20 protein-coding genes are annotated in these 25,060 nt (G+C 39.0%); 9 read left to right on the top strand and 11 right to left on the bottom strand.

Annotated features, from left to right (window positions below; genetic code table 11):
* Positions 1 to 198: 198 nt before the first annotated feature.
* On the bottom strand, positions 199 to 1,671 hold the full coding sequence (locus tag CXF76_RS05515) for a S41 family peptidase (protein ID WP_101163225.1): 1,473 nt from the start codon (positions 1,669 to 1,671) through the stop codon (positions 199 to 201).
* Positions 1,672 to 1,800: 129 nt separating this feature from the next.
* Positions 1,801 to 2,118, bottom strand: a complete 318-nt coding sequence (locus CXF76_RS05520) for a hypothetical protein (protein WP_157823341.1) — start codon at positions 2,116 to 2,118, stop codon at positions 1,801 to 1,803.
* Positions 2,119 to 2,501: 383 nt separating this feature from the next.
* Here CXF76_RS05520 and CXF76_RS05525 point away from each other — a divergent pair, with 383 nt between their 5' ends.
* The 5 genes from CXF76_RS05525 (at position 2,502) to CXF76_RS05545 (ending at position 8,766) form a co-directional block, all read left to right on the top strand.
* On the top strand, positions 2,502 to 3,065 hold the full coding sequence (locus CXF76_RS05525; protein ID WP_101163227.1) for a hypothetical protein: 564 nt from the start codon (positions 2,502 to 2,504) through the stop codon (positions 3,063 to 3,065).
* 49 nt (positions 3,066 to 3,114) lie between these two features.
* Complete coding sequence (locus CXF76_RS05530; protein ID WP_024591919.1) at positions 3,115 to 4,344, top strand: efflux RND transporter periplasmic adaptor subunit; 1,230 nt, start codon at positions 3,115 to 3,117, stop codon at positions 4,342 to 4,344.
* 64 nt (positions 4,345 to 4,408) lie between these two features.
* On the top strand, positions 4,409 to 5,086 hold the full coding sequence (locus CXF76_RS05535; protein WP_024591920.1) for an ABC transporter ATP-binding protein: 678 nt from the start codon (positions 4,409 to 4,411) through the stop codon (positions 5,084 to 5,086).
* The gene (locus tag CXF76_RS05540; RefSeq protein WP_101163228.1) at positions 5,073 to 7,412 is read left to right on the top strand and encodes an ABC transporter permease; all 2,340 of its coding nucleotides are present in this window, start codon (positions 5,073 to 5,075) and stop codon (positions 7,410 to 7,412) included. Before CXF76_RS05535 ends, CXF76_RS05540 begins: the two co-directional genes overlap by 14 nt.
* 322 nt (positions 7,413 to 7,734) lie before the next feature.
* On the top strand, positions 7,735 to 8,766 hold the full coding sequence (locus CXF76_RS05545) for a LacI family DNA-binding transcriptional regulator (RefSeq protein ID WP_101163229.1): 1,032 nt from the start codon (positions 7,735 to 7,737) through the stop codon (positions 8,764 to 8,766).
* 95 nt (positions 8,767 to 8,861) lie between these two features.
* Here CXF76_RS05545 and gtfA read toward each other — a convergent pair whose 3' ends face one another.
* Positions 8,862 to 10,334: a sucrose phosphorylase gene (gene gtfA / locus CXF76_RS05550; protein ID WP_101163230.1), complete on the bottom strand. Its 1,473-nt coding sequence runs from the start codon at positions 10,332 to 10,334 to the stop codon at positions 8,862 to 8,864.
* Between the two features lie 176 nt (positions 10,335 to 10,510).
* On the opposite strand from gtfA, the gene CXF76_RS05555 reads away from it, so the two are divergent.
* From CXF76_RS05555 to CXF76_RS05565, 3 genes are all read left to right on the top strand, one after another.
* Complete coding sequence (locus CXF76_RS05555; RefSeq protein WP_024591931.1) at positions 10,511 to 11,737, top strand: MFS transporter; 1,227 nt, start codon at positions 10,511 to 10,513, stop codon at positions 11,735 to 11,737.
* 172 nt (positions 11,738 to 11,909) lie between these two features.
* Positions 11,910 to 14,306: a TonB-dependent siderophore receptor gene (locus CXF76_RS05560; RefSeq protein ID WP_101163231.1), complete on the top strand. Its 2,397-nt coding sequence runs from the start codon at positions 11,910 to 11,912 to the stop codon at positions 14,304 to 14,306.
* Positions 14,307 to 14,418: 112 nt separating this feature from the next.
* Positions 14,419 to 15,366: a carbohydrate kinase family protein gene (locus CXF76_RS05565; RefSeq protein ID WP_101163232.1), complete on the top strand. Its 948-nt coding sequence runs from the start codon at positions 14,419 to 14,421 to the stop codon at positions 15,364 to 15,366.
* A gap of 43 nt (positions 15,367 to 15,409) precedes the next feature.
* Here CXF76_RS05565 and CXF76_RS05570 read toward each other — a convergent pair whose 3' ends face one another.
* From CXF76_RS05570 to CXF76_RS05585, 4 genes are all read right to left on the bottom strand, one after another.
* Positions 15,410 to 15,862: a nuclear transport factor 2 family protein gene (locus tag CXF76_RS05570; RefSeq protein WP_007584284.1), complete on the bottom strand. Its 453-nt coding sequence runs from the start codon at positions 15,860 to 15,862 to the stop codon at positions 15,410 to 15,412.
* Positions 15,863 to 16,019: 157 nt separating this feature from the next.
* Positions 16,020 to 16,400 carry an STAS/SEC14 domain-containing protein gene (locus CXF76_RS05575; protein WP_002960091.1) on the bottom strand — a complete coding sequence of 127 codons (381 nt, stop codon included), beginning with the start codon at positions 16,398 to 16,400 and terminating at the stop codon, positions 16,020 to 16,022.
* Positions 16,401 to 16,498: 98 nt separating this feature from the next.
* The gene (locus CXF76_RS05580) at positions 16,499 to 17,191 is read right to left on the bottom strand and encodes a cupin domain-containing protein (protein WP_101163233.1); all 693 of its coding nucleotides are present in this window, start codon (positions 17,189 to 17,191) and stop codon (positions 16,499 to 16,501) included.
* Positions 17,192 to 17,240: 49 nt separating this feature from the next.
* A complete protein-coding gene (locus CXF76_RS05585) occupies positions 17,241 to 17,861 on the bottom strand; it encodes a glutathione S-transferase family protein (protein WP_101163234.1) in 621 nt (206 codons plus the stop codon).
* A 393-nt stretch (positions 17,862 to 18,254) separates the two neighbouring features.
* Between CXF76_RS05585 and CXF76_RS05590 the strand changes: the two genes are divergently transcribed.
* On the top strand, positions 18,255 to 18,773 hold the full coding sequence (locus tag CXF76_RS05590) for a TetR/AcrR family transcriptional regulator (RefSeq protein WP_101163235.1): 519 nt from the start codon (positions 18,255 to 18,257) through the stop codon (positions 18,771 to 18,773).
* Positions 18,774 to 18,857: 84 nt separating this feature from the next.
* Here the strand turns inward: CXF76_RS05590 and CXF76_RS05595 are convergent, their stop codons facing one another.
* The 4 genes from CXF76_RS05595 to CXF76_RS05610 form a co-directional block, all read right to left on the bottom strand.
* Positions 18,858 to 20,327 carry a carbon starvation CstA family protein gene (locus CXF76_RS05595; RefSeq protein ID WP_010553606.1) on the bottom strand — a complete coding sequence of 490 codons (1,470 nt, stop codon included), beginning with the start codon at positions 20,325 to 20,327 and terminating at the stop codon, positions 18,858 to 18,860.
* Between the two features lie 269 nt (positions 20,328 to 20,596).
* Entirely contained in the window at positions 20,597 to 21,514 is a 918-nt protein-coding gene (locus CXF76_RS05600) for a carbohydrate kinase family protein (RefSeq protein ID WP_007584308.1), read from the bottom strand.
* Between the two features lie 2 nt (positions 21,515 to 21,516).
* The gene (locus CXF76_RS05605; protein WP_101163236.1) at positions 21,517 to 23,040 is read right to left on the bottom strand and encodes a mannitol dehydrogenase family protein; all 1,524 of its coding nucleotides are present in this window, start codon (positions 23,038 to 23,040) and stop codon (positions 21,517 to 21,519) included.
* 60 nt (positions 23,041 to 23,100) lie between these two features.
* Positions 23,101 to 24,822 carry a purine-cytosine permease family protein gene (locus CXF76_RS05610; protein WP_076924269.1) on the bottom strand — a complete coding sequence of 574 codons (1,722 nt, stop codon included), beginning with the start codon at positions 24,820 to 24,822 and terminating at the stop codon, positions 23,101 to 23,103.
* Between the last annotated feature and the right edge of the window lie 238 nt (positions 24,823 to 25,060).

Genomic DNA, 25,060 nt, shown 5'->3' on the forward strand with positions numbered 1-25,060 from the left:
TGTTGTTTGTTTTACGAGAATTTGATCTTTAAAAATGACAGAAGCAAGTTGATAAAAAACAAACAATATAGCAATTATAAGTCCACTAAATAAAACCAGCCCATTAAGATTCCATACCCATTTAAAAAATTTATCTGATTTCATGTTATTCCAACTTCTAAGCTACTTAATTCTAAAGTAGGTAATTATTTACAAACCCTAGTATTTTTTAATCTGCTCAAGCAGCCGATTGGTTGTCCAATCAATGCCGTTATACGCAATATCTGGCTTGTAGTAAGCCCCTGCCCCTCGCGCTCTGTTTACGTATACTTTGTTAGGTACAATAACTTTGCCTAAGCCTGAAGGTAAATCAGCTAAACGTACCTCCATATACATAGAATCAGCACTACTTGGTGCACCAAATAACGTTGTATTTTCAAAAAGCTTAAACTTATCAAGTGCATCTAAACAAGCACTCGCACATTGCGGCGGCACTATAACAAACACCTTAGTTTTAAAGTCACTCACTAAAGGTGTATGTGGTATGTTATTTAGCGTATTAGTCTTTTCTTCTACATAAAACGGGGCATCATTTTCAAGTGATAGAGCCATGCCAGCAGCGACGGTTTTAAGAGTTTTCAGTACTTCGGGTTGATCTTTTACAACGCTAAATAAAGACTCTACATAGTCAGTATTATCTTTTGAAGCTCTCCACCACACTTGCGTGTTTTGAGAAGTATTATTTGCTTTTTGCTCTACTACTTTTTGGCCCCATAATCCTTTTGCTATTTGTGAGCTCCAATAAGATGAGCCACCTTGGTTATGGCGCAAATCTAATACCACGGCTTTTGCAGTAAGTAACTTGCTACGTTGCTGTTGTATTTTTTCAAACACTTTATTGTAGGCAGCAGTTTGTTTATCGGTTGATGAAAAGCTAGGCATAGCAATCCAACCAATGTTTTTTTCAGGCCACGTTAAATCAATGGAGAGTTCATCACCGTTATAAGCATTTTCTAAATGCTTACTTGCTGACTTAGGCTTTACTGACCAATTTAGTGCTTGTGTATAGGTATCACCATTGGCTTTAACAAATTCGCATTCTTTTAGGGGAGTTAAAAATGGATTACCCTCGTCAATTAGTAACCGCCAACCTTGCTGCCACCAATGCCCAGGTTGTGCAACTTCACCATGAAACTTAAATATTCTCTTGCGCATTAAGGTATCAGTGCTTTGCCCATCACATTGGCTTACAACGTCACCTTTGCTAATACTTTTGGTTTCGCTGTAATACACTTTTAGCGCATCACCTCGCCAAACAGCACTAAAGCCTGGCCAGCGGCGCGCGGGTCTCTCTACGCTTGAAAACGCGCCAGCATGGCCATCTTGTAAAACAGTACTAAAACGAGCAATTGCCGCAACATGAACCTGCGGCCCACTCGCTTGAGCCGACAATGTAAGCGCCTCTGCTTTTGCTTGTTTTAATAAATCAGGGAAAGTTGGGTTATTAACATCAAACATACCGGGGTGATTTTGTGCAGTAATACTATAAGCCGCGTTAATATCGCGCTCTGTTATGCTGCGCCACTGCTCAAGTGTAGTAGGTAGAATGGGTTCTTGTGCAGCATTTATAACTGGTGATAGTAATAAAGCGCAGAGCAATACATGATTGGTTATTTTTGTTTTTATAGTCATAAAAATCCGTTTAAATGTTGTGGTATATATAATTTAAGATGCGTGTTTTATTTAATACCGCTCAAAGGCGCACCATTTTAAAGTTTTCAATAGCTAAATTTTACTAGTTACCCACCTCACGGCGAGTTGTTATGTTTTGGCAACTTGAAACCTGCCGTGTTTAACCCAACCACAAAAAAATACAAAACTAACAACACCCTGAATTAAAATAATCCAGAACAAAGACTCCTCGAGGAAATCTGGATAGTTCAGGGTATGTATCAATGAGATTAAGCCGAACACGCTACCAAAACTAAGCAAGCCTAGTATGCTCAAAGTAGAAAAGTAGCCAATATTCTTTCTAGACACTATGCCGTAAATGGCAACGGCTACTAAACAAAGATAAATCGCTGATGAAACTATAGTTAGACCATTTAGCTCCCCGTCTACAATTTGTTCCTGAGTCAACTTAACTCCTCTCATTAGAAGAAGTAGTATTAACCAGCCAATAGTTAGATTTTTCATCATACTCTCTGTGAACGTAACGAGCCTATAAATTAACTCGTTTTTTATTTTTTATTAATAAACAAACCATAGCTGAGTTCCTATTTTGGTTCAATCTATTGCTGTACTTTTACTCAGCATATAAAAAAGAGTTTAATGTTGTTTTAATTGGCATTTTGGAAGGGATTACGGGTGTTTGAGTGGCTTTTATTTAGACTAAAAAAGCAAGGTTTATGATAAGTGTCTAGTTTAACTTTAAAAAACAAACATTTTATTTACAAAATAAAAACCATTAGATAGTATAGAAAGTACCCAATTTAGGGTTTGCATTTTAAATGGAGATTAAAATGATAAAACACCTTCTAAAACACGCTTTCTCTGCATTACTTTTTACCCATATGAGTAGCTTTGCCGAGATACAGATCACTGAAGAAATGAAAAGCTTTACTGATAAAGCCAATAAAGTAGAACAGTGGCAACTCGGCACTACCAAGCGCTTTGATACCTTTGAACAGTTTTTTTTAAACGCAGGCGGCGATGCATACTACCAAACAGGCTATATTTTTGATATTGAAAGCGAGCATTGGCTCAGCTATGAAGAGGCAATTAAAATCGCCCCTGATTTAAAAAGTATCTTAAACAGTGAGCAACTCAACGTTAATATCACCCGTGAAGAGTTTCTCGCTTTTACAAATATACAAGTACCTACAAACACACATTATGTGTATTTATACTTTGATACACCCACTGCAAAAGATGGCAGTTACTTATATTCCGAAGGAGGGGCTTTTACAGACTCATTAATAAAAGCCATCAAACGACGAAAAAGTGCTGCACTTACTCTGAAAAAGCATGCAACTATCCCGTGGTATTTAATTGAGATCCCATTAATAGGATTCAACCCGCAATAGTGTTTAATTTTTTAGCGCCATGCGTGCTTAGTAGCTAAAAGGGCAATAAATGTTAACTATTCCAAAGCAAGATTCTAACTTAATAAAATCGCGAACTGTTTTACTGTTTGCTTTGGGTGTATTGTTATTAGTGGCAACAATTTGGCTTGTGCTGACGGTATTATTTAGTGATAAAGCTTACGAAATCAAATATTCAGCGGTAGAAAAAGGTGCAGTACAGCAGCAAGTTGCCGTGTTTGGTCGGTTAAAACCCCGCGTGTCAAGTAGTTTAGTGGCACAAATTGATGGCCATGTAAGCCAATTAAATGTGCTGCCGGGTAGTCATTTAGCCAGCAATACCGTTGTACTTACGTTATCTAACCCGCAGTTATTACGCCAATACGATATAGCAAAATTAAACTGGCAAAAAGCACAAGCAATGCATGTATCAGCACTAGCTAAATTACAGCGCGAAGCAACGCAACTGGCTAACGACGTTGCTATGGCGCAAAGCGAACTAAAATTTGCAGAGCAAGAAATTGCCACTTTAGATGTATTACATAAACAGCAGCTACTAAGTGAGCTTGATTTTTTAAAAGCTAAAACGCGGCTTGAACAAATTCGCTTAAAATTAGATTTAACAAAACGCAGTGAAAAAGCTTTTTTAACGGCGCGTGAGTATGAGGAAAAAGCATTAGACCTAACCCTTGAATCTGAAAAACAACAGCTCGCCCTCACATACAGCGATGTACAAAATCTTGAAATAAAAACCTCACAAGGTGGTATTTTAACAGAGTTGCTTGATGAAATTGATGTTGGGCAAGCCGTGAGTAAAGGAACGGTACTGGCTAAACTATCAGATAAAAATAGCCTTTATGCCGAATTACTCGCCCCCGCAAGCGCAGCTGATACTATAAAAATAGGCATGCCTGTGAAGGTTGAAATTAAAGGCACTTTATATAACGCAAAAGTTGTGCGGGTGTTTCCAAGTATTGAGGCGAATCAAATAAAACTAGAAGCTGCATTTATACAGCAAGTACCTACATCTGCAATCAGTAACTTATCTATTGCTGCCAACGTATTAGTAGCAGACAAAGCAAACGCATTACGTATCGCCAAACCCATTTATTTAAACCCTCGCCAACTAACACAAAATGTATATATATACGAAGAGGGAGAAATTTTTGCTAAAGAAGTAACAATAGGCTTACAGGGTGAGCAATATATTGAAATTTTAGCTGGGTTAAATGAAGGGGATTTAGTATTAAGCACACTTCCAAATGATTTAACTGAATTATAAAAGCGATGTAAAAATAAAAATAGGTATAACAATAAAAACAACAACCCCAGCTAAGGAGCGCACAGTGGAGCAGTTAATTACGTTAGAGCAAGTATCAAAGTCATTTTCAGCCAATGCCAAGCCTGTATTGGAAGACATTAATTTAACAATTAATGATGGTGAATCAATCGCCATTTTGGGCCCTTCTGGTAGTGGTAAGTCAACTCTATTATCTATTATTGGTTTACTCGATGAACCAACGGCTGGTGACTATTTACTGCGTAGTGAAAACATTACAGCGTTGACCCGTAAACAAAAGAGTTTGGTGCGCAATGCCCACATAGGCTGGATATTTCAAAACTTTAATTTAATAGCCAGTATGACAGTGCTGGAGAATGTAGTGCAGCCTATGCGCTTTAATAAAGCCATAAAATCTAGTGAGTACATTGACCGTGCAAAAGAGGCGCTTAATGATGTGGGGTTACTAGACAAACACGCCACCACGCCAGATAAGCTTTCGGGTGGCCAACAGCAACGTGTTGCCATTGCAAGGGCTCTGGTAAATAAACCTGCGCTGATATTAGCGGATGAACCGACGGGAAACCTTGATCAAGCTACGGGTGATGAAGTAATTGCGTTATTACAGACGCTATGTGATAAAGGCAGCACACTCATAGTCGTTACACACGATGAAAGCGTTGCACAACGCTGCAAGCGCCGGATCAGAATTTTAGATGGGCGGATAGATTATGATGGTAAGTAATCTAGGCTTTGAGCTGTTGACACAATGGCGACGTTGGCGTGGGCAATATTTAAAACTGGCTATATTATTACTTGGATTTGCTTTAACCGCCGCCCTCTTAAGTATCGCGTTGCGCTTAGGCAGCATGCTTTTTTATGAAAACCCAAGCTGGACCAATACAAATAAGCCTTTGTATACCCTAGGCAGGTTGAGCGAAGATAACCGTTTAAGTGCAGTTAGTAAACAAGCGCTTGATCAGCTAAAAACACTACCAATGGTTGAAGATGTATCATGGCTCGTGTTTAAAGAATTCAACTTTTCGATTGATAACGCAAAGTTAAGCAACGTCAGAAGTGCTATTTTTTCACCCAATATGGCCGACAATTTAGCGATTGACGTGCTAAAAAATAACAAAGTGTCTGGTGCGTGGATCACTGAAAAGTTTTGGCGAGAAACACTCAAAAGTGATGCCAATATTAAAGGAAAAATACTTTCCTATAAACGCCTTGAGCGAGGTATACAAATTCTTGGTGTTTTAAATAAAAAATATAATAATGTGGGAGTTAATCATGTCGATGTATGGCTACCAGAAGATATTTTGCGCTATTCCACTCCTTTTACCAATGACTCAATGGTAGACCGATTTTTACAAGCTGCACCTTTATATTATGGCGTGTTCTCTGCAAAAATGTCTTTTGATCCTGAACAAACAAAAAAACAATTGGAGAGTATAGATTTAAGTGTTAAAGGTATGTCTTTTGGTAAATCACCATTGCCGCTAGTTATTTTTTCGGGCATAAATTTTGACCCTAAGTCGTATCAGCATATGGTACTACTATGGCAATTATTATTAGGTTTAATTGTTACGCTATTTTTTATTTTAACATTTAGTTTATTTTCAATTTCCAGCAGTAAAGCAATTGTGTTTGCCGATGAGTATAAAACCTTACAGTTGTTAGGCGCACAATCGAACGACTTTATTCGACCTGCGCTCCTTTTTTCATGTCTGAAAATCGTGGTAATAAGTTTGCTTAGTGTATTAAGTTTATACTTGCTTAGTCAGTTAATAACTAGCAGTACCAGCTACCAATTATTATTTACTGATAAATACTTGTCTGTAGATAGTGTAAGTTTTATCAGTGCAATCGCAATGATAACTATGAGCGTAATTTTATGTTCACTCATACCCCTTGTAAATTTGCTCAAGGGATCATTGTTTACTCGTATGGCAAATACTCGGGTGTCGTTGTTTCAAAAGGCGTTAGCCGGAGGAATTTTAGTCATTCAATTAAGCGTTGCTCTAACAGCCACCTATGCGCTGAGTAATGTTGCTCTCTCTCAGTGGCAAAAATATAAACACAGCAATATTAACTTATCTGTTGCTCAGGTAAGTGTAGACTCTGGACACTTTGCGATTTCTTGGCGCCAAGCCTTAAATAAGGTACAGCAAGTAGACCCGCAAGCAGTAATTTTGTCATCCCCTTTTGAAAAATTACAACAGTATACGCTTGCTGGGCAAGGTGCAAAGGAAGCTATGGATATCAAAACAAGCTATGTAAGTAGCCATTTTTTTGATTTACTTGATGTGAATGTACAAGGGAAACAATTAGCTAATTGGCAAAATGGTGTGATCATCAACCACGCCCTTGCTAAGCATTTAAGTAGTACGCAAGAGCTGAGTTCACTCATTGGCACGACGATTAGTTACGGTTTAGAAAACCAGCAACTCACAATTATTGGGATCAGTGAGGATATCCCTCATTGGGGGCGCAGGCAAAGCATTATGCCCACTTTATACTTACCCTTGAATATATATGATGAGGAAGTGTTAAAAAATTTTTCAATTCTATCAAGCAACATTGACGCACTTAGTAACAACAGTGACTTTAATCGTTGGTTAAGCGAACAAGCCTCAAATATTAATATCCATAAAGCAGCAACATTAGCAGATATTTTGGCCAAATTTGATCAACAATCAACTGATTTACTTTGGTTTGGATTAATAATTACACTGATCATTCTTGCAGGGATCTTTAGTGGCTTATGGTATCAAGTACTCGCGCAACTTAGGCTAGATAAACAATCTATTTGTGTATTGTTAGCTATAGGGGCTACTGACGGTTTTATCGTTTTTAATCGCTGCAAACAAATACTCTTTGCTTTTATATTGGCTCTCATTACGTGTTTTATTTTTTATAAATTGATTGGATCAACTTTACTTGGCTTTGACTTACTTGCATTATTCATCGCACTTTTAACCACACTAATATTGTGTGTAACTGCAACGTTGTCGCCTTTAGTTAAATTACTTAAAACCCCTATTCAGCAAGCTTTAAGAGACTTGTAGGTGATATTAGGCTGTGTGTGGATATACATAGCCTAATTTAGCAATTACTTATTTAGCCTATATAATGTCCTAATAAAAGAAGCGAAGACACAAATTATAGAAGAAGTTAGCGCCCCAATTAAAAATCGTCAATCAGCCAAGTGTCGCAAAAATTAATAATGTTATTTAAATCATATAGCACTGTATTAGCATAGCTTTAAAGCAGTTCGGCTTTTTAGTTTAAGTGTAATCACCAACAATGAAAACTATTTTGCAAATTTACCCTTTGCTAACGCCCTGAATATGTTAGTTTATTAACATGAGTATTGAGTAAAGAATTGGTATGAGTAAGCAAACCCGCTGGACCCTAAAAAGTATTGCTAAAGAGTTAGGTGTTTCTAACGCGACAGTATCTAATGCGTTTAACCGCCCTGATCAGCTATCGGCTAAACGCCGAGACGATATTCTCGCAGCGTGTAAAACTTTGGGCTATTACGGGCCTAATAAGGCCGCGCAATCGTTGCGTAATGGCACATTTAATATTGTCGCTTTAGTGCTGCCCGATAGTGTGGAATACATGGTGTCGGACCCGGTGGCTAGTAGCTTTATGCGCGGTGTGACCTCGGTGCTTGAAAAAAATGGCATTAATGTTTTATTGTTTTCAGGTAATAGCGATAACCTTAACAACGTGGTCGACTTTGTAGATGGCTTTATTTGTTATGGCCGCCCTCGTAATAACGCGTTAGTTGAGCAGTTAAAAACAGTGTCTAAACATGTAGTGACAATTGATTTTGATATTGCTCGCAATGCCTCTGTAAATATTAATAACGAGCAAGCAAGTTACGAAATTGCTAAACACGTACTACATAATCAAAGCGATAAAGTGGCTATATTAGGGCTTAGGTTACTTGATGAAAACGTATTATGCCGCGTGTATGAGCATCACGAATTTGAAACCGGACAATCTATTTCGCATCAACGTTTACGTGGTTATCAACGCGCTTTAAGCGAGGCAAATATTACGGTGGCTGACGATCGCATTTGGAACATTCCTGAAAGTAGCGAGCGTTTTGCAATTATTGCTGCTAAAGAGGTTTTAAGTGCCTCCCCTCGCCCTAACGTTATTATTTGTATGAGTGATTTAATTGCCCTTGCCACAATGCGAGAAGCAATAAAACAAGGCATAAAAATAGGTGAAGAACTGCGTATTGTGGGCTTTGATGGTATTGATGAAGCAGCCCGGTTTGTACCTCGCCTCACCACTATTCATCAAAACAGCCAAGAAAAAGGCGTTATAGCCGCTGAATTATTTATTTCTAAAGAAGAAAAAACTCAGGAAGTCAGTTACGAATTAGAGATTGGTGCGAGTAGTTAGCTTACAAACCTTGTAATAGTTTTATGTGTTAAAAAGCCAAGCTTAAGTAGCTTGGCTTTTGCTTTACATGACGTTTGTAAATTACTCTTTTAACATTAAGCTAAAAATGAATTTAAGTTAATCGTTGTTTCTTCATCACCGTTTACTTGCGTAATAAGTGCATGGCGTAATTTAAAATCAACAGTAAGTGAAATAGTTTGCTCATCTAGTTGCCACGATAAACAACACATACTGCCTTCACCTTGGGCGCTAAATTCACCTGCAAATGCAGGGTGTGAATTGCGAATTTTAATTAATTCAATTAAACCTTTTACTACAGGCTTATTTAAGGCCTTGTCGATTATATTTGCATCTAAATATGGGCGGTTAATATCACGGCCTACATTTGTATTTGTCAGTAATTCCATGTCGTTTTCGCAAGCAAATAAGCCGCCGTAATATACTTGTGGTACACCTGGTGCAAAAAATTGAATTGCACGCGACAGTAAGTAATCAAAGTCTTTAGCACCTAATGCGTTGTAGTAGGTACAGTTAACTTGATATAAGTCGACATTACTCGCCGCAGCGCCCGTAGCTTGGCGGCTTTGGTTGTTGCTGTTGGCGTGCATTGTTTCTACTAGGTTATCAATCTGCTGTGCATTTAATAGCCCTGGTTTGTCGCCCATTGGACCTGCGTCAATAATGCCAATACCGTCGTGTGTATCAAGTACGGTTAAGCAATTACGTGGCGAAATTTGTAACCATTTGAGCAGTGCATCTACATCGTTGTTAAATAAGCTGTGTAAAATAAGCGGTGGTAACGCAAAGTCGTAAACCATATTTACGCGTTTTGCCACTTCTACCTGAGTTTGATAATGACTATGAATTTCTGCAATGGTTTCCATGCCTAAATCGTTTGCCTGCTTAGATAAGTTATCTAGGTAGCCAAACGTTTCATCAAGCATAAAGCAGTTAGTACCCGCTTGCTTAATGGCGTAACCCGCCGCATCTAAACGAATAATATTTACATTGTTAGCCGAAAATTTAGTAAGTACGTTACTTAAATACGCAACACCGGCTTCTACTTTTACATTTATATCGATTTGATTGTCGGTAAATGTGGTCCAAAAATCATAGGTTTTACCATCACCACATTTCATTGAGGTAAAGCAACTGCCAGGACGCGGGCGGTAAATTGCTTTTTGCTCAGCTTCGCTCATACCACCGGGAAAAACATCTTCTTTGGTTAAAAACAAATCCCAAAATTCTGATGCCTTACCTTTAGCTAATACATCTTGAAACTGAAAAGACTGCGCCGATACATGGTTAACAATTAGGTCAGCCATTAAGTCGAGATCTTTACCTAATACTTGTATGTCTTCCCAAGTGCCTATTCTAGAATCAACTTCACTATGATCAATAGGGTCAAAGCCAGCATCGCTGCCATCAATAGGATTGTAAAATGGCAATAAGTGCACACCACCAAATACGCCTTTTAAAGGGCCGTTTAAAAGTGTGGTTAGCGCGCCTATATTTTGGCCAGTGATTCGATCAGCATATGTGATCAATTGAACTTTATTCTTCATCATTATGTGATTACCATGTTGAAACTTAATCGATTAAGATATATCTTTAACTAGCGAGTAAGAATTTACAAGTAATTTTTAATAATTTTACATACAAATTTCGTGGCTCACGTAATACTACAGTAAGCAACTGACTGACTTACGAAGTGTTAATAGAGAATTTAACGAGGAATAAACACATGACAAAATCACACACACACGTAAGCAGCGACCCACTGCAACAAATACGTTGGCTTACATACATGATGTTTTTTATGTTTGCCATGACCTCTGACGCAGTCGGCATGATAATCCCCGAACTTATAAAAGATTTCGGTTTGAGCATGACTCAAGCTAGTGCATTTCATTACGCTCCCATGGCATTAATAGCCTTTAGTGGGTTATTTTTAGGCTTTTTAGCTGACAGCCTTGGCCGTAAAAAAACCATTATGCTAGGTCTATTAATATTTTCTGCGAGTTGTTTTTTATTTGCATTTAGCACCAGTTTTACCTTCTTTTTAGTATTGCTTTGCTGCATAGGCTTGGCCATTGGTTTATTTAAAACCGGCGCACTGGCATTGCTTGGCGATATTTCACATAGTAACGACGACCATACTAAAACCATGAACAAGGTTGAGGGCTTTTTTGGCATTGGCGCTATTGTAGGCCCTGCCCTAGTTGGTGTTTTATTAGTGCAAAACGTAAGTTGGACATACCTGTATATTATTGCGGGCGTAATGTGTTTAATTCTTGCTTTATTAGCATGGCGCGCAGACTACCCTGACGTAGTTAAAACAACTGAAAAGCCAGCCTCTTTGGCCACCACCCTGAAAATGGTAAAAAACCCTTATGCACTTGGCTTTTCTTTAGCTATTGCACTTTATGTAGCGACTGAAGTGGCTATTTATGTATGGATGCCAACGCTATTAAAGGACTACACAGGCTCTTGGCCGCTCCTTGCCACTTATGCACTTACTATATTTTTTATACTACGTGCTGCAGGTCGTTTTATTGCCGTATGGTTACTAAATCGTTATAGCTGGCAAGGTGTTATGGCTTATTTAAGCTTAGGCATTGCGCTTTGTTATGTGGGTACACTTATTGGTGGCGTTGACTGGGCTGTAGGGTTACTACCTCTTTCAGGTTTATTTATGTCTATGGTTTATCCAACTTTAAACTCTAAAGGTATCTCGTGTTTTCCTGCAGAGCGCCATGGAGCCGTAGCCGGCGTTATATTATTTTTTACCGCATTATCAGCTGCTTTAGCTCCTTTATTTATGGGTATGATCAGCGATTACTTTGGCCATGTGCGCTATGGCTTTTACTTAGCCACAGGGTTTGCCGTGATTTTATTTATAGCTATGTTGTTCAATTATTTACGCGACCCATCAATGAGTGCTTTACAAGAAAGTAACCCAACAGCTTAATAAACTTGTATCTCAATACAATAAAAAAACACTTTTAAAATCAATACATGAATAATAAAAGAGCAAATTAAACACAAAATGATTGGCTTATTGTAAAATATTTGTTATTTTTACTTAATCGATTAAGTAAAAACAACAAATCCTACTGGGTTCAACACAACGAGGCGTTCACATGACAACACACAATACACCTTTATATTTAATCAGCGCTTTAGCACTTGCCGTAAGTCAAGGCGTTAACGCACAAGAAACAGACCAAGCAACACCTGAAGCATCACAAAACAAAGGTCTTGAAACAATAGTTGTAACCGGCGTACCACGTCGAACAACAATCATGGCTTCAAGCGTATCAGTTAGTAGCGTATCACTTGAACAAGTTCAGGTGTCTACTCCTCGCTCAACAGCCGAGGCTTTTAGAATAATCCCTGGTATTCGTGCAGAATCTACAGGTGGCGAAGGCAATGCAAATATTGCTGTTCGTGGCCTGCCAGTTGCTTCGGGCGGTGCAAAATTTTTACAATTACAAGAAGATGGTTTACCTGTACTGCAATACGGTGATATCGCTTTTGGTAATTCAGATATTTTTATGCGATTAGATAACACTGTGCAAACTATCGAATCGATTCGTGGTGGCTCAGCATCTACTGCAGCAAGTAATGCACCTGGTGGCATTATTAACTTTATCTCTAAAAATGGCGAAAACGAATCTGGCAGTGTGTCTACAACACTTGGCTTAGATTACGACAGCGTTCGTACAGACTTCGAATACGGCACTTACTTAACCGATAGCGTGCGTTTTCATGTTGGTGGTTTTGTTCGACAAGGCGAAGGCCCGCGCGAAACAGGTTACACGTCTAATAAAGGTGGCCAAATAAAAGCTAACCTTACTAAAGATTTCGACAACGGTTACGTGCGCCTTTATTACAAACACTTAGACGATAAGAGTGTTGGCTACCTTCCTATGCCAATGTACTCAAATGGTGACTCTATTGCTGGCTTTGATGCACAATCAGACACACCTCACTCAGCGTTATTTACTAAAACAGTACGTTTAAATGGTGAAAACCAAATCAGTAGCGGCGATATCCGCGATGGTATGAATCCAAAGGTTGACTCTGTTGGTTTTGAAGCTGTATTTGATTTAGATAACGATTGGCGTATCGAAAACCGTTTTCGTAAATCATCAATAAGCGGCAACTTTAACTCGCTTATTCCTGCTGAGGTTGGCAGCGCATCATCTATTGCACAGAGTATTGGTGGTGTAGGCGCAACACTCAGTAACGCAAACACGGGCGCTGCATTTAACGACGACCTCGCTATGCGAATTCATACGTTTGACGTAACAATGAACGACTTCGATTCGCTAGTTAACGACTTTAAACTAACTAAATCGTTTGATGATGATACCAGCATTACCTTTGGTTATTACGCGTCAACTCAAAACATTGCTATGTCGTGGTTATGGAATTCATACCTTATGGAGCTTAAAGGCGACAATGCAGCATTATTAAATGTTACTGCAGCTGACGGTACTGAATTTTCAGAAAATGGTTTATATGCATATGGCACACCTTACTGGGGAAACTGTTGCCAACGCGATTACGACACAGAGTACGACACGCGTGCACCATACGTTGCATTCTCTACTAAATTAGGCGACGTAAGCATTGATGCAAGTGCCCGTTACGACAGTGGCGAAGCTCGCGGTAACTATGCAGGTGCTGTAACATCAACTGTAGATATGAACCGCGACGGTGAAATATCAATCCCTGAGCAAAACGTTGCAGGTATTGATATTGCCAACGCCAGTCCAGTAAATTACGACTGGAACTATTCTTCTTATTCAATTGGTGCTAATTATCAAATTGATCCAAGCCTTGCTACGTTTGCACGCATAAGTAAAGGTGGGCGCGCAAATGCTGACCGTCTTTTATTTGGTAAAGTACGCGCCGACGGCTCTGTTGCAAAAGAAGACGCTGTTGATGAAGTGAACCAATTTGAGTTTGGTGTTAAAAAGCGCTTTGATTCATTATCAGTGTTTGCTACTGCGTTTTTTGCCGAAACTGAAGAGCAAAATTTTGAAGCAACATCACAAACATTTTTTGACCGTGAATACGAAGCAAAAGGGATTGAAATAGAATCTACTTACTTTATTGATGCATGGGATTTTCGCGGTAATTTAACCTGGACCGATGCAGAAATAGCAAAAGATGCGCTTAACCCAGATGTGGTAGGTAATACGCCACGTCGTCAAGCCGATTTAATTTACTCATTAATGGCACGTTACAGCTATGAAAAAGGCGCTGCAGGGGTAAGTTTCATTGGTACTACCGATGCATACGCTCAAGATAATAACGATCTACAATTTGACGGCTACACACAGGTAAATGGCTTTGTAAGCTATGACTTATCTGAAAACCTTAATATTGCGCTTAATGTGAATAACCTATTTGATACAGTAGGTATCACTGAAGCAGAAGAAGGCTCAGTACCTGAAAACAATATTATTCGTGCCCGTACTATTAACGGCCGCACAACGTCGGTAACTTTAAAATACGCTTTTAACTAAATGTGTGTATTACGCTGCGGTGAGTAATCACTGTAGCGCCTTTTAAAGTATGAATAAATAACACCCTTCACGTTTTTAGCCTAGCCTTGCTAGGCTTTTTAGGATATTCCAAATGACCAAACTTCTGTGCTTAGGCGAGCTATTAATTGATATGCTGCCACAAGATGCTAATAACTCGGCCTATTTACCTATACCAGGTGGCGCACCTGCCAATGTAGCTGTTGGCTATGCAAAACTCGGAGGTGAAGCTGCATTTTGTGGTGGTAGAGGGGACGATCATTTTGCCAATCAATTAAGTAATGCATTAGCGCAATACAATGTAAATACAGACTATTTATTTACCATTGCAGGCTCACAAACCGCCATGGTTATAGTAAGCCTTGATGAAACCGGCGAGCGTAGTTTTGGCTTTTATCGCCATAATACAGCCGATGTACTATTAACCCAGGCGCATTTAGCGCATATAAATTGGCAAGAAATAAGCACACTACACTTTTGTTCAAACACATTAACCGAATCAGCAATTGCCAACACAACGGTTAAAGCGCTAAAACTTGCAAAAGCGAATAATAAGCTCGTCAGTTTTGATGTAAATTTACGCTACAGCTTGTGGGAAAACACAAACGATATAGCAAGCAATGTAAAAGCTTGTTACACCTATTGTGACATAGTAAAACTCTCGCGTGATGAGCTTAATTTTTTAGCCCAGCATAGCGATACAAACGGTGAAAAATACATTCAAATGCTATTAAATACCGGAGTAAAACTGGTGTTTTTAACCGATGGACCAGAGCCTGCCAAGGTTTACCACAGCGCATTTATACTTAACGAATCGGCACCAAAAATAAACGCCGTAGATACAACAAGCGCGGGTGATGCATTTATAGCGGGGGTTTTATACTACTTAAATAACTTAGGAAGTGATTTACCACTAGCAGATAAACTAAATGATAAAGCGAGCGTAAAAGGCGCCCTGCACTTTGCTCTTAAATGTGGCTCTAAAGCGTGTTTAGCTAAAGGGGCATTTCCGGCATTACCTGTGCTGGCTGATGTAATTTAAATGATTAAAGCCCATATTACGGGGCTTTAAGTTAGAGTTATATCTATTGCTTTATAAAAGTGACACCTTTTGGTATTTCATCTTGGGGTAACCGAGTAGAGTGCATTTGCGATAACAACCATTTGTCGCCCACTTTTGATACAACGGCACTTTCTAACCAATAAATATCAATACTTCTTTCGGTGTTTTTAATATTGGCTTTATTCCAGTAATTAATAAATGCAACATCACCCACTACACGCGAATTTATAACACTAAAATAATTAGTTCTTATAAAGTCAGAAGGCTTAACAACATTTATAAAGTCATTAATAGTCCACACTTCACCGTGTTCTAAAAGTAAAAATGAATCATCAACGGCTGCACGCATTTGCGTGTGGTCAACGTTAGAAACAGCCAAAAAAAGATCGCTCACCGGCGTGAATATGTTGTTATCTTTTGCATGTATTGATGTAGAAAATATCAGGAATGTAATAAAGGTAAGTACTTGTTTCATTGTTTTTATAATATGTAATTTGCTCAATAATAATGAGTGTATTTTAATAGAGCAGTATTAACAATTGAAATAAAGCGAATGTAACTACTTAATAACGTTACCCATAGAGCAAAAAAGCACTCTATAAGAGTGCTTTAATTTAAGTTTTTAAACCAGGCTATTCGTCTAGCCAATCTATGGCTGCGGTAGCATTTTCAAAGTATTGAACCTCACCCGATATGAACCAGTTACCTATTTTTGCCATTCGAGCTTGCCACTCTTTATTACCGTAAATAGCTACTTTTTTAAATTCTTTAGAGTGCTTAACACCTAACTTTAAGTCATCCCACGCTGCGCGTAGTTCCCAACCTTCAAGTTCGCTACCATCTATTAAGGCGTTCACGACTGGATGCTTAACTTCGCCTAGAGCTGAGTTTATCATTGGGGTAATTATTTTGTAGTCGTCGTGAGTAAGCGTACCAACGGCTTTAAGTTTTAAAAAAAACTCTCTTCCTGCACGTTCAAGACCAATCGATAAACCATGTGTTGTGTGTACCATTACTGCTCTCCTTAAATAGGCTGAGCGGTAAAAGTACACCTTCTAAAATTAATTAGTCCTGAACTAAATCAATAAATAATCTCAAATAAACGACTGATTTACGCATTTTGTACGCGAGATATCTGGTTTTCTACATCAGTTAAATGGCCCGTTTTAAGCCATACTTTTGCGCCATTACTTCCCGCCTTAACGTTAATGGAGCTATTAATAGGCACTCTTAACCAACTGTTTTTTACAAAGGTATCGGCTTGCTCATCAAATGAACCTTCAAGTACTAGCAGTTCTGCTCCACCTTTTGCGTTTATAACCATGCTGGCGTTGGGCTTAAAGTGCAACAAGCTTACGTCTTCAAAGTCGTCTTTGTACAAAGGAGTTACAGCTACATTTTTAAAACTAGGGTGCGCCGTACTTTGCATCAAGTCTGTTTGCAAACGCACGTGGGTTCGATCATCTGGCTGAAACTGCCATAACTTTACAAATATAACGCAGCCATTTTCAGACCCCGGTTTGTGCTTTGATTGCGGTGGGTTACGGATATAAGAACCTGCCACAAAGTCACCATGTTCATCTTGAAATACCCCTTCAAGCACAACAAACTCTTCACCGCCTGTATGAACATGCGGCGAAAATTCACTGCCAGGTGCATAACGAACAATAGTCGTTGCGCGAGCAACTTCGTCGCCCACACGGTCCAGTGCTCGTCTATCAACACCCGCCATTGGCGATGCAACCCACGGTAGCGTTTCGCTATGTACAACAACTCGTTTACTAAAATCGGCAGCAATTTTCATATTTGGCTCCTAACCGTAACTCCACTTAAATTTTAAACTAATAACCTAATTAAGCCGCAACACTTGGGCGTTTTGCTACTTTTTCTTGCCATGCAACTAAATGGGTTAACTCATTCGGGATTGCTATTTGTGCAAATCCAGCAAATACCAGCCCAGCATACAATGTAATATCAGCAATACTAAATTGTTCACCAGCAACAAACACCGATTGCGCTAGTACATCATTAAAATAGCTAAACCCTTGGCGTGCTTTTTCGCCTTGTTTTTCACCCCAAGCCACATTTTGATACGTTTCAAGCTCTGGACCTAAGCCATCAGTTGCATGATGAAAGTAAGTTGCCACAGCGTCAAGTACCATAGATTCTGCGCGCTTTTGCATCATGTTAATTACTGCACGCTCTTTTGCGGTTCCACCCATTAAAGATGGGCCTTCAAATGCGGTATCAATATACTCAGTAATAGCGGTACTTTCTGATATAAACGTGCCGTCATCTAGCTCTAATATGGGCACACCTGCTAATGGATTTTTAGCTAAGAAGGCTTCTGTTCTGTGCTCACCATTTAATAAATCAACAGGTACAAACTCAACATTTGCAGTGGCATTTTTTTCAGCTAAAGCGATACGAACACGAAGTGGGTTTGGAAAGTTTTCTACATCATAAATTTTCATAGCAATCTCTATCTTTATTGTTTAAAAGTGAATTAATGGCAGTAACCTACCTACCGATAGGTAATTTATAATATTAAACTAAATTTAAGTCAACGTTTAAATTTTTCTGATTTATAGGATTTAACTTAATTCATAATAAAATTAGGGGGTTGCTTAAAAATAAAAACGCTTGTAAATAACTACCTACTGGTCGATAATTTTGCTATACCAATTGCATTAAATAAGTGATCTATTATTGCGCTAAGAAAATAGCGCAATAACAACAAGGCGAAAATTATGACATCTAGTTATTCTATATGAATAATTTTTAACGCAGTTAGTGAGTTGTTTAATGCGATACAATGATCATGTTTTAATAAAATTGGTATTACTGCAGATAGGAAAATATTAAAAGTGAGTAAAAAAGAAGCGTTATTAAAAGCAGCTGAAAACAAGGTGCGCCTTGGCGGATACAGTAATTTTAGTTTTAGAGAGCTCGCAAGCGAAGTTGGAATTAAGAGCGCCAGTGTGCACTATCACTTTCCGACTAAGGCCGATTTAGGTGCTGAGCTTGCTCATCAATATACTAATTCTTTTTTAGCTGCGTTAGGCGAGCCAAACGAGCTTAAAGCAAGCGGTAAAAATCCTATTGATGTGTACACTCAGCTTTTTAGAAGTGCATTAGTAACCGATCGTAAAATGTGTTTATGTGGTTTGCTAGGAGCCGAAAGCGATAGCCTTCCAGATAAAGTACGCCTTGAAGTAAAACGCTTTTTTAATCAAAATTTAACATGGCTTAGCGCTGCGCATTTAGCTAATGGTGAACTCAACCCTACTAAAGCGGCTATTCAAACAGTGAGCTTGCTTGAGGGCGCTATGATGATAAGCAAAACGCTCGACGATAACAGTTACTTTGAACTTGCAACTCAGTAATACCTAAATTTAGTACACAAACAAAGCGAGCTATTCATTATGAATAGCTCGCTTTTTTAATGCTTGAAATAACTTATGTGATTATTAAACCGCTGTTGGTTTAACTTTATGCTTAGAGTGCACAATAGCTAAAACAATTAAGCCAATCACTGTTACTACAGCACCAATAGGTTTACCTAAATCACTTGATAAGTTAAGACCAATTGCGGCAGTACCAATATAAGAAACCGTTACCGCAGTTGCTATAACAGCAGGAACACTCGCAATCCAATGGAATGTACCACGGTCAAACAAGTACTTAGTGGCAAGCCATAATACGCTTGTAGAAAGCAGCATGTTTGAAAATGCAAAGTAGCGCCAAATTAATGAGAAATCGAGTTTCGTCATAAAGTACGCAATAGTAAGTATAGGCACCGCTACTAATAAACGGTTACGTAAACTTTGCGGAATATTAAACGCATCAACAACTGTTAAACGTAATGAGCGGAACGCTGTATCACCAGAAGTAATTGGGAAAACGGCTACTGCAATAATTGCCATTATACCGCCAAATACACCTAAGTAACTGTTAGCTACATGATTAACAACTAAACCTGGACCACCTTGGTCAAGCAACGCTTTTAAGCCCGCGTAACCATCTGGGAACGCTGCAATACCAGCAAGTGCCCATACACAACCTACAATACCTTCACACATCATAGCGCCGTAATAAACTGGACGTACGTATTTTTCGTTAGTTAAACAACGCGCAATAATTGGCGCTTGAGTAGAGTGAAAACCACTAATAGCACCACAGGTAATTGTTATAAATAACAATGGCCATGTTGGTAATCCATCTGGGTTTGGCTCTAAAAAGTCATGTGCGTGGTCAGCTTCAAAGTAAGCTAAAAAGTCACTTGGTACCGGTAAGTGCGGCGCATTAATAAGTAATGAAATAGCAATTGCCACTGTCATTACAATCATTAGCGCACCAAAAATTGGGTAAAACTTAGTAATGATTTTATCAATTGGTAGCAAGGTAGCTAAAAAGTAATACGCTAAAATAGCGAGTACCCAAAAGGTATTATTTGCCAGTATTGTACCTTCAAAGAAATCAAGGTTACTTAGCAAACCTGCAGGGCTCATAATAAATACTACACCTACAAAAAACAGTAGCATGGCAGTAAATACAAGCATAAAGCCTTTAAATACGACGTTGTAATAATGGCCTGCGATTTCTGGTAGGCTTTTACCGTCTTCTTTTATACTCATTACACCTGAGAAGAAGTCGTGTACAGCGCCACCTAAAACATTACCAAGTACAATCCATACTAGTGCAACTGGTCCGTATAAAGCGCCTAAAATTGGGCCAAATATTGGACCTACGCCAGCAATGTTTAAAAACTGAATTAAAAATGCTCGTACAGGGTGAATAGCTACGTAATCAACACCTTCGCTAAAGCGTTTTTGTGGTGTGTCAGCAGTTGAATCCAAACCGGCTTGTTTTTCAACAAATGGGCTGTAAAACTTATAGCCCAGTATTAAAATAGTGAGGCAGATAAAAAAGATGATCATAAAGCACGTTTCTCTTTTTGTATTTTAGTTATAGAGCGCATTGTGTGTCGCCCCGCCTTTTCAATCCGTGAATAATCGACGAACAATAACAAAGCTTCAACCCTCAAACAATAAGACGTTTAGCTAATACAATAATCGATATAAGCCACTATTTACGCAACCTGCACACTTAACGCTCCACATTGAATGTTTATTACACACGTCTTATTTTGGGCACAAAAAAAGCGGTTAAACTTTTACGTTATAACCGCTTTCACACACAATGTTTTTTAAAGTGGGTTCATAAACTCACTAATTTGTTGATGCGTTAAAGTAGGTGTTGCGCCAGAACTTTCGGCGACCATTGCTCCAACGGCACATGCAAAGTCAACGGCATATTGCGCGTCGTCGTTGCTACAAAGCTGATAAATTAACGAACCTAAAAATGAATCCCCTGCGCCAACAGTGTCAATTACGCTAATTAAATAACCTGAATTATAAAAATTCTCGCCTTTGATTGTTAATAAAGCACCGTGGCTACCTTTGGTTACACATAAGTAATCGGTATTTGTTTGCTGTGCTATAAATGCTAAATTTTGTTCAAGCGAATGAAACTTACAACCCATCGCTTTTGCTATTTCGTATAGCTCTTCATCGTTTAATTTAATAAAGTCTGCTTTATTCATTAAATCTACAAGTGTTTCTAGCTTGTAATGCGGTGCACGTAGGTTCACATCAAATACTTTAAAGTTTGCTACATCAACTAGTTGATTTAATGTTGCTAAAGACGCTTCGCTTCGCCCAATTAGGCTGCCAAATACAAATACATCGCTACTTTTAACTTTACTAAGTAACTCATCAGTAAGCGCTATATTATCCCACGCAGTGTCTGCCACTATTTCATAACTTGCTGAGCCACCACTGTCGAGCGTTACCTCAACCGTACTAGTTTTTTTGTCACTATTAATAGCAATGTATTCGCAGCTTACGCCTTTGCTAGTAATTTCGCCTAGTAGCTCAGCGCCTAACTCGTCGTTGCCAACAGCGCTGATCATATCGGCTTTAATGCCTAGTGAGTTAATACGCACACACATATTAAGTGGCGCGCCACCTAGGCGTTTACCTGAATCAAAACAATCCCACAGCACTTCGCCAAAGCAGCTAACACTTACGTTTTCGCCTGATTTATGATTAATTAAAATGCTCATAATTAGTTACTCTTTTGATCAAGTACAGCCTGCATAATGGCTTTAATTTTACTATTAGGTGCATACAGCGCAGCAATCGACTTTTTATATTCAGCAGTAAACGTTTCGTTATGCTCAAGCTTACCAAACAAGCTCGTTAACTTTAAAAATGCAGACGGGCTAGTTTGAGTCTCTTGCGCGTAAGAATTAAGCTCTTTGTGCATCGCATCTTGAATTTCAAGTTGCTCGCCGTTTTCACTTAAACCTTTATCGCTGTATAAGCACCAAGTAGCAATAACAAGCGTTGCCAGTGATACATCTCGACCTTGTACTAGGTTTTCGTTAATTGTGGCAATTAAAAACTTAGGCAGTTTAGCTGAGCTTTCACTACAGATACGCGCTAGGCTGTCTTTAATATTAGGATTAGCAAAACGCTCTATTAACGTATCTTTGTAGCTTTCAAGGTCAATGCCTTCAAGTGGTTCAAGATTTGGGGTTACTTCTTTATCCATAAAAGCACGCAGGTATGTGGCAAATAATTCATCAGATACCGTTTCGTCAATAGTGCCATAGCCATGGATTGAACCTAATAAACCAAGCACAGAATGCCCTGCATTAAGTAAACGTATTTTCATGGTTTCATAAGGCGTTACATCAGTAACAAACTGTGCACCAACAACATCCCAATTTGGACGAGCATCACTAAATGTGTCCTCTATTACCCATTGTGTAAATGACTCACAGGTAATTGGCCACTCGTCGCTAACACCATATGCATCAACCACGTAATCAATATCACTCTTTTTAGATACCGGTGTAATACGGTCAACCATCGCATTTGGAAACGATACGTTTTGCTCAATCCACTCACTTAGGTCTTTGTCTTGCTCTGTAGCAAAGGCTAAAAGCATTTTGCGTGTTACGTTACCGTTGTGCTGAATGTTATCGCACGACTGTACTGTAAACGCGCCTAAGCCTTGCTCTTTACGCAGTTTTAACGCAGCAGAAATGTAACCAAACGCTGTAATTGGGTCGTTCGGGTTATTAATGTCGTTAATAATATCTGGATTACTGTAATCAAACTCGCCCGTTGCAGGGTTAAAGTTGTAACCACCTTCGGTAATAGTAAGCGACACAATTTTAGTATCGCTGTGCGCTAACTTATTAATTACCGCTTGTTTGTCCTCTGGAGCAAACAAAAAGTCGATCATTGAGCCAATTACTTTGTTATCTATTTTACCGTCTGGGTGTCTAACAGTAAGCGTATAAAGGTAATCTTGCTGCTTTAAAATATCACGCAGACCACGGTTACCCTCTAAAAGGCCAACACCACATATGCCCCATTGCTCAGAGCCTGGGGTTTTTAAAAGCTCGTTAACATATACCGCTTGATGAGCACGATGAAAACCGCCCACGCCAATATGAACAATACCGGCTTTAACTGCGCTACGGTCGTAGGTTGGTGTATCAACATGGCTTGGTAATTGAGCCAAGCTTTGTTGGTTTAGCCCTGTAACTAGAGCGTCAGTGTGTTGATGTTGCGTCATGGTGCGACCTTACTAAACAAAAATAAAATATAAATTACGATACTGTATTACGATAAGTAATTACGATGCTGTATTGAGTACTTTATGGCGTTTTAACGACCAGTACGCAGTAACAAAATAAATAACAGTACAAATAAAACAGGCTATTTCGAATTGCGATTTATTAGCGCTGTACATACTCATAGTTTCACTGAAAAACATCACCTGGCTGGCAAATATAAAAATAATAACCAGTGAAACCGTAGAAACCGCATTAAGTACTTTGGTAAATACAGAGCTGTCAATTACTGGCTTTGGAATGTCTTTAGCTTCAGCAGCTTGATATTCTTTGATATCACGTTGCTCTTGCTCTTCTGCTGCAATCTCTTGTGTGTAATCTTCACCGGCGCCGTATTTTTTAGCTAAAAGCGTGTAAATAACAATGGTGAAAATCCACGTAGGAATAAACAAGTAGTAAAACGACATTACATCAATTGCGTTTAAGCCAAAGCCAAACACAAGCGCTAACGCCCAAGATGCTATAGCCGGTACGCTGCGAGTAATGTTTTTATATTTAGCCCAGTAACGTGTTAGGCCAATTTTAGGAAATAACACATGTTCAGCAAATACAATGCCGCCTACTGGCACAACTAATAAGCCTGCGTAGGTAAGTAGCGGAAGCATTTGAGAAAATACAAACGGGAAACACGCAATAATCACGGTTACAACACCTACAATAGCGGTTGTGCGTTCACGTGATTGATTAACAAATATAGATTGTGCTGCAAGGCCTGCACGGTAAAGGTTTGCGTTAGCTGTAGTCCAACCGGCAATAATTACAATAACAAAGCCAGTCCAACCTAATGCATGGTATGCAACATCGCCCGGATCAAGTGATGAAATAGTTGTTTTAAGTAATACCGCAACACCTGCGCCCATAATACCGGCAGAGATCCACGCTAAGTAATGACCAAAAAACATGCCCACACCAGAAAATAAGCCATAGCTTTTGCGTTTAGCAAATCTAAAAATAGCCATGTCGATTAAACCAAAGTGAGTAATTGAGTTAGCAGCCCATGCAAAGCCAATCACTTCTAATAGGCCTATGCCCTTTTCACCATCGGCATTGGTGCCCGTCCATATGGAGGAGTCGCCTATGGTCATAAAGTCGCTAAAGCTAGTTAAAGAGGTAGAACCTAATACGTGATTTGAAAGCTCAGGGAATAACGCGAACGAACCTGCAATAAATATAACAAATAGCCACGGCGCACACAGTTTCGAAAAGTCAGCAACCGTAGAAAAGCCATACATCGCAACAAACACAACAATAGAGCCAACAGCTAAAACAATGGCTACAAACCAAAAGCTATTTGGATACCAATCAAGTTGTGCAGGTATATCAAACAAAAACCGCACGGCGGTGGAAGATACCGTGATCATCGCGGCCGATATAACACTAAAAATAACCACGTTAGCCCAGTTATAGAGCTTGGTCATTGAGTTACCAGCAATTTTGTTTAAGTAGTTATATAAACTTAAGCGGGTTTCTACTGCAATGGGTGCAGTAATCAGCCACCAAGAACACATTGCTAACAGGTTACCTATTAATAAACCCAGTAGAATGTCGATGGTTGAAGCGCCTAATGCAACAAACGTTGCACCAATAACAAATTCAGTAGCCGCAACATGTTCGCCAGCATATAGCCCTGCAAAATGTTTCCAGCCGTGAAGCTTATTATTAGCAACAGGAAGTTGCTCTTCGTTTACATCTTTAAATGTTTGTGTGTGTGGACTCGTTGCCATGGTATTTCCTATTGTTAACAGCAAAGCATTTGATACCAATCTGCATAACTATTTGAATAATTTAACGAGTTAAATTACCCCATAACGTCGTTAAAAATTTTATATTTAGAACAACTAGATATAAAAATTTTTGCCTAGTTACAGTGCAATTTTCTTATCGTTAAATAAACCCCATATTCAAGCAGATTGGTATAGTACCTAAATACTTTGCCTTTTATAATTTGGCTTATAAACGCAT

This window comes from Pseudoalteromonas sp. 78C3 (genome assembly GCF_002836695.1).
Lineage (GTDB): Bacteria > Pseudomonadota > Gammaproteobacteria > Enterobacterales > Alteromonadaceae > Pseudoalteromonas > Pseudoalteromonas arctica.